The 5,153-nt window shown below is 69.2% G+C and carries 5 protein-coding genes; 1 reads left to right on the top strand and 4 read right to left on the bottom strand.

The genetic code is table 11. The features are described from left to right. Nucleotides 1–72: 72 nt before the first annotated feature. Together G6023_RS05780 and G6023_RS05775 are read right to left on the bottom strand one after the other, a co-directional pair. Nucleotides 73–1,242 carry an acyl-CoA dehydrogenase family protein gene (locus G6023_RS05780; RefSeq protein ID WP_067711792.1) on the bottom strand — a complete coding sequence of 390 codons (1,170 nt, stop codon included), beginning with the start codon at nucleotides 1,240–1,242 and terminating at the stop codon, nucleotides 73–75. A 4-nt stretch (nucleotides 1,243–1,246) separates the two neighbouring features. Further along, nucleotides 1,247–2,194 carry an enoyl-CoA hydratase gene (locus G6023_RS05775; protein WP_182634418.1) on the bottom strand — a complete coding sequence of 316 codons (948 nt, stop codon included), beginning with the start codon at nucleotides 2,192–2,194 and terminating at the stop codon, nucleotides 1,247–1,249. A gap of 257 nt (nucleotides 2,195–2,451) precedes the next feature. Between G6023_RS05775 and G6023_RS05770 the strand changes: the two genes are divergently transcribed. Continuing rightward, nucleotides 2,452–3,243, top strand: coding sequence for a VWA domain-containing protein (locus G6023_RS05770; RefSeq protein ID WP_182634416.1), 792 nt, complete (start codon nucleotides 2,452–2,454; stop codon nucleotides 3,241–3,243). Between the two features lie 33 nt (nucleotides 3,244–3,276). Here the strand turns inward: G6023_RS05770 and G6023_RS05765 are convergent, their stop codons facing one another. After that, entirely contained in the window at nucleotides 3,277–4,038 is a 762-nt protein-coding gene (locus tag G6023_RS05765; protein ID WP_182634414.1) for an SDR family NAD(P)-dependent oxidoreductase, read from the bottom strand. Further along, on the bottom strand, nucleotides 4,035–5,153 hold a 1,119-nt coding region (locus G6023_RS05760; RefSeq protein WP_182634412.1), incomplete at its 5' end, for an AMP-binding protein. The genes G6023_RS05760 and G6023_RS05765, both read right to left, overlap by 4 nt.

Below are 5,153 nucleotides of genomic sequence, written 5' to 3'. Positions count from 1 at the left end.
GGAGTCGATGCTGCCGGCGAAGTCGATGATCTCGGGATCGAGTGCGAACTGCATGTTCAGAAAACCGCCTTCTCAGCCGCGCGGGAGGCCGAGGAGTCGCTCGGCGATGATGTTCTTCTGGACCTCGTTGGTGCCCGCGTAGATGGGGCCGGCGAGGGCGAACAGGTAGCCGTCCATCCACTGCTCACCGGCCAGCTCGCCGGCGGTGCCGAGGACGTCCAGGGCGGTCTCGTGGGTCGCGATGTCCCAGTCCGACCAGAAGACCTTGTTGATCGAGGACTCGAAACCGAGGTTGGCGCCGCCGGTGAGCTTCGTGACCGTGTTCCAGGTGCTCAGCTCGTAGGCGCGCGACCCGATCCACGCGTCCACGACGCGGTCCGCCAGGGATCCACGGGTGCGGTCGTCGAGCTCGGGCTCGGCGGTGCCCCACAGGTCGAGCAGCCGGTCGGTCGTGGCGAGGAACCGTCCGGGGGAGCGCAGTGAGAGGCCGCGCTCGTTGTTGGCGGTGGACATGGCCACCTTCCAGCCCTGGTTGACCTCGCCGATCACGCCGGACTCGGCGGGGTTCGCCGGGTCGTCGGGCACGAAGACGTCCTCGAGGAACAGTTCGGCGAAGCCGGGCAGCCCGTCGAGCTGGTCGATCGGGCGGACGGTGACCCCCTCGGCCCGCAGGTCGAACATGAAGTAGGTCAGGCCCTTGTGGCGGGGCTCGTCCGGGTCCGTGCGGAACAGGCCGAAGCCCTTGTCGGCGAACGACGCGCGGGTGGACCACACCTTCTGCCCGTTGAGGACCCAGCCGCCGTCGACGCGCTTGGCGGTCGAGCGCAGTGAGGCCAGGTCGGAGCCGGCCTCGGGCTCGGACCAGGCCTGCGCCCAGATGTCGTCGGCCCGGGCCATGCGCGGCATGATGTGGGCCAGCTGCTCGGGGGAGGCGTGGTCGAACAGGGTCGGGGCCAGCAGGAAGATGCCGTTCTGGCTCACCCGCAGCGGGGCGCCGGCGCGGAAGTACTCCTCCTCGAAGACCACCCAGTTGACCAGCCCGCAGTCGCGGCCGCCGAACTCCTCGGGCCACGACACGACCGACATGCGGGCGTCGGCCATCGTCGCCTCCCACCGGCGGTGGGCCTCGAAGCCCTCGCGGGTGTCCATGTGGGGCAGCGGCTCGGTGGGCACGTTGGCCTCGAGCCACTGCCGCACCTCGAGCCGGAACTCGCGGGTCGATGCGTCCAGATCCAGATCCACGGCGTCAGTCCTTCTTCTCGCCGGTCGGGGCGGCGCCGCCCGTCGAGCCGGTGTTCGCGCTGTCGCGCATCGAGCGCGCGTCCATACCGCCCAGGGAGGCGGAGAACGAGTCGGTGTCGTCCGGCTCGGCATTGGCGGAGTGCGCGAACATGTGCCAGCCGAACGCGGTGTCCAGGGAGGTCTGCAACCCCATCTGGTCCTCGTTCGAGTTGATGACCTTCTTGGCCAGCGTCAGACCGAACGCCGGCATGGCCTTGATCTCCTCGGCGATCGAGTCGACCTTGGCCTGCAGCTCCTCGCGGGGCACGACGTGGTTGAGCATTCCCCACTCCAGCGCCTCGGCGGCGCCGAACCTGCGACCGGTGTAGAGGATCTCCTTGGCGCGGCGCGGGCCCAGCACGAAGGCGTGGGCGAAGTACTCGACGCCGGGGATGCCCATCTTCACCACGGGGTCGGAGAAGAACGCGTCGTCGGAGGCCACGATGAAGTCGCAGACCCACGCCAGCATGAGCCCGCCGGCGATGCACGCGCCGTGCACCTGGGCGATCATCGGCTTGGGGATCTCCCGCCACCGGCGGCACATCTGCACGTAGACCTCGCTCTCGCGGGCCAGGCGCCGGTCGCCGCCGCCGCGGGTGGTGTGGTCCCACCAGAGCGCCGCGCGGTTGGGGTACTGGACGTGGTGGTCGCGCTCGGGCGTGCCGATGTCGTGGCCCGCCGAGAAGTGCCTGCCGTTGGCCCGCAGGACGATCACCTTGACCGCATCGTCCTCGACGGCCTTGATGAACGCGTTGTCCAGCGAGTACGTCATCACCGAGTTCTGCGCGTTGCGGAAGTCCGGTCGGTTGAGGGTGACGTACGCGGTGCCGTCGGAGACCTCGTAGGCCACGGGCTGGGTGTCCGGCCCGAGGTCGTCGACCCCGAGGACCGGGGGGATCGGTGCATCGGTCATGAGCTGGGACTCTCCTTACCCAGCAAGTGCTTGGTTGGGAGTCTACATCGAACCCTGTCGACCACCACTGCGGTCCGGCGGCATTCGCCAACTTTGCGGCCGTAGCATCAACCACAGGAGGCGACAAGAGTTTGACGCATGTTATGAGGAAAATCATAGATTCGTACGACAGACGACCCGGTGTGACGGGCCTAGCGTTCGAGGTGGACGACCCGTTCGGGCGACTTCGAGAAGACGTCCTAGGAAGGACAAAGCCCATGCGTACCACTCTCTTTCGGGTAGCAAGCGCTGCCGCACTCGCCACCCTCACCCTCACCAGCGTCACCGCCACCGCGGCGGCACAATCCGGCGCCCGCGATCTCATGTTCGCCATCGACACCACGGGGTCGATGGCCCCCTACATCGAGCAGACCAAGATCGCGGTCGACGATCTCGCGACCGATCTGGCGTCGGAGTCGGCCGGCACCCGGGTCGGGTTGGTCGAGTACCGCGACGCGGGCGATCCGTTCCAGGCTCGGACCGTCACCGATCTGACGACGAACCTGCCCACGTTCCGCGGGGGCCTCGACGGATTGGGTGTCGACGGCGGTGGGGACTGGCCGGAGTCGGTCTACTCCGGGATCGCCCTGTCGTTGTGCCAGGCCTGGAACTCGTCCTCGGTCAAGGCGATCATCGCGGTCGGGGACGCTCCCGCCAAGGACCCGGAGCCGGTCACCGACTTGACTGCGGATCGCATCATCGCACTGGCCAACGGGACCGCGACCGACAATCCGTACTGCGCCCCGGCCGCAGTCGCGGCCGCCGCGGTCAGTCCGATGGCCACCGGCAACAGGGTCCCGATCTTCGTCGTCTCGGCGGACGGGGAACTCACCGCGCAGTTCGCGAGGATCGCCGAGGAGACCGGCGGAGCGACGGTCCCGGTCGAGGACATCGAGGACATCTCGGAGGCGATCAAGGACACCGTCGATGTGATCGACGAGGGCGACGGTGGCCTGTTCGGTTCACTCGAGGGCTCGCTGGAGAATCTGTTTGGCAGCGCGGGCAACTGAGTAGTTGCCGGCCCGGGGCGGCGGCTGCGGGGATCAGACCCCGTAGCCGCCGTCCACGTCGAGCTTCTGGCCCGAGATGAACCCGGCGCGGTCCGACGCCAGGAACGCCACGGCGTCGGCGATGTCGGCGGCCGTGCCGAAGCGTCGCAGGGGGATGTTGCCGCGCGTGACCTCGAGCGCCCGCTCGTCGAGGTCGCCGGAGGCGATGAGCCGGGAGGCCATGCCGTCGGTGAGCATCCCCGGGCCCACGCAGTTCACCCGCACGCCGAAGCGCCCCTCCTCGGCCGCCAGGCCCCGGACGAGCTGCTCGACCGCGCCCTTGGGGGCGGCGGACAGTCCGTCGCGCACCGGATAGCGGGTGGTGGCCGCAGTGGTGACGACGACGACGTTGCCCGCCACCGCACGCAGGTGCTCCAGCGCGGGGCGCACGATCGCGAAGAACCCGACCGCGTCGTCCTCGAGCTGTCGACGGAACTCGGACGGTGCGATCCGGGACAGGTGCACCATGGGCACGTGCGGACCGGCGCAGTGGGCCAGCACGCGGATTCCGCCGTGTCGGGAGGCGATCCCGTCGATCACCCCGGCCACCTCGTCGTCGTCGTTCCCGTCGCCGTCACCGTGGCCTGGCGCCAGGCGCACGGCTTCCGCCCCCAGTTCCCGCGCCAGGTCCTCGGGCTCGGTCGAGCGGTAGCCGAGGACCAGGGGCGCGTCGGGGAACTCGTCCGCGAGCCGTCGGGCGACCGCTCCGCCGATCCCACCGGAGGCGCCGGTGACCAGGACGGCGCCGGGACTCATCGCAGCTCGGTCTTGACGATCTTGCCCGAGGCGTTGCGCGGAAGGGAGTCGACGAACGCGACCGTGCGCGGCCGCTTGAAGTTGGCCAGGTGCTCGGAGCAGAAGTCCAGCACGTCCTGCTCGGTGAGGGTCGAGCCCTCGCGGCGGACGATGAACGCCTTGCCGACCTCGCCCATCCGATCGTCCGGGACACCGATCACGGCGGTCTCCACCACTCCGTCCAGGCGGGCCAGGGTCTGCTCGATCTCGGCGGGATAGACGTTGAACCCGCCGTTGATGTACATGTCCTTGAGCCGGTCGGTGATGCGCAGGTTGCCGTCGGCGTCGATCTCGCCGACGTCGCCGGTGTGCAGCCAGCCGTCCGGGTCGATGGTCTTGGCCGTGTTCTCGGGGTCGTCGAGGTAGCCCTGCATGACCATCTCGCCGCGGGTGAGGATCTCGCCGTGCTCGCCGATGCGGATCTCCATGCCCGGGTAGGCGCGGCCGCACGTGGTGGACACCGTGACGTCGTCGTCACCGGTGCGGGTGGTGGTGATGAAGCCCATCGTCTCCGTCTGGCCGTACGCGGTGATCACCGTCTCCAGCCCCAGGTCGGACTGCATCCGCTCGATGAGCACCACCGGCACCACCGAGGCGCCGGTCACCGCCACCCGCAGCGACGACAGGTCGTAGTCGACACGGGTGGGGTCGTCGAGCAGTGTCTGGAAGATCGTCGGTGCCCCGGTGAGGATCGTGACCTTCTCGTCCCGGATCAACCGCATGGTCTCGGTGGTCGAGTAGACGGCCAGGGGGACGATCGTCACGCCGAACAGCACGCACGTCAGGAAGCCGGCCTTGTAGCCGAAGCTGTGGAAGAACGGGTTGACGATGAGGTACCCGTCGCGCTCCGTGAGCCCGTTGTTGCCGCCCCACGCTCGCGAACCCGCGACGGTCTGACGGTGCAGGGCCACCACACCCTTGCTCTTGCCGGTGGTACCGGAGGTGAAGAGGATGTCGGCCACGTCGTCCCCGGTCACCGCGTCGGCGCGCGCGTCCCCGGCGGCGAGCAGCTCCTCGGTGGCCAGCGCGCGCAGGTCGTCGAAGTCCACGACGTCGACGCCCCCGGCGGCGCCGGC

It is taken from the genome of Dietzia sp. DQ11-71 (genome assembly GCF_014144995.1).
Lineage (GTDB): Bacteria > Actinomycetota > Actinomycetes > Mycobacteriales > Mycobacteriaceae > Dietzia > Dietzia kunjamensis.
This window is presented reverse-complemented; position numbering and strand designations above follow the sequence as displayed.

Coding starts and splice junctions, on each gene's coding strand:
- G6023_RS05775 (WP_182634418.1), bottom strand. CDS start 2,194: ATGACCGATGCACCGATCCCCCCGGTCCTCGGGGTCGACGACCTCGGG.
- G6023_RS05765 (WP_182634414.1), bottom strand. CDS start 4,038: ATGAGTCCCGGCGCCGTCCTGGTCACCGGCGCCTCCGGTGGGATCGGC.
- G6023_RS05770 (WP_182634416.1), top strand. CDS start 2,452: ATGCGTACCACTCTCTTTCGGGTAGCAAGCGCTGCCGCACTCGCCACC.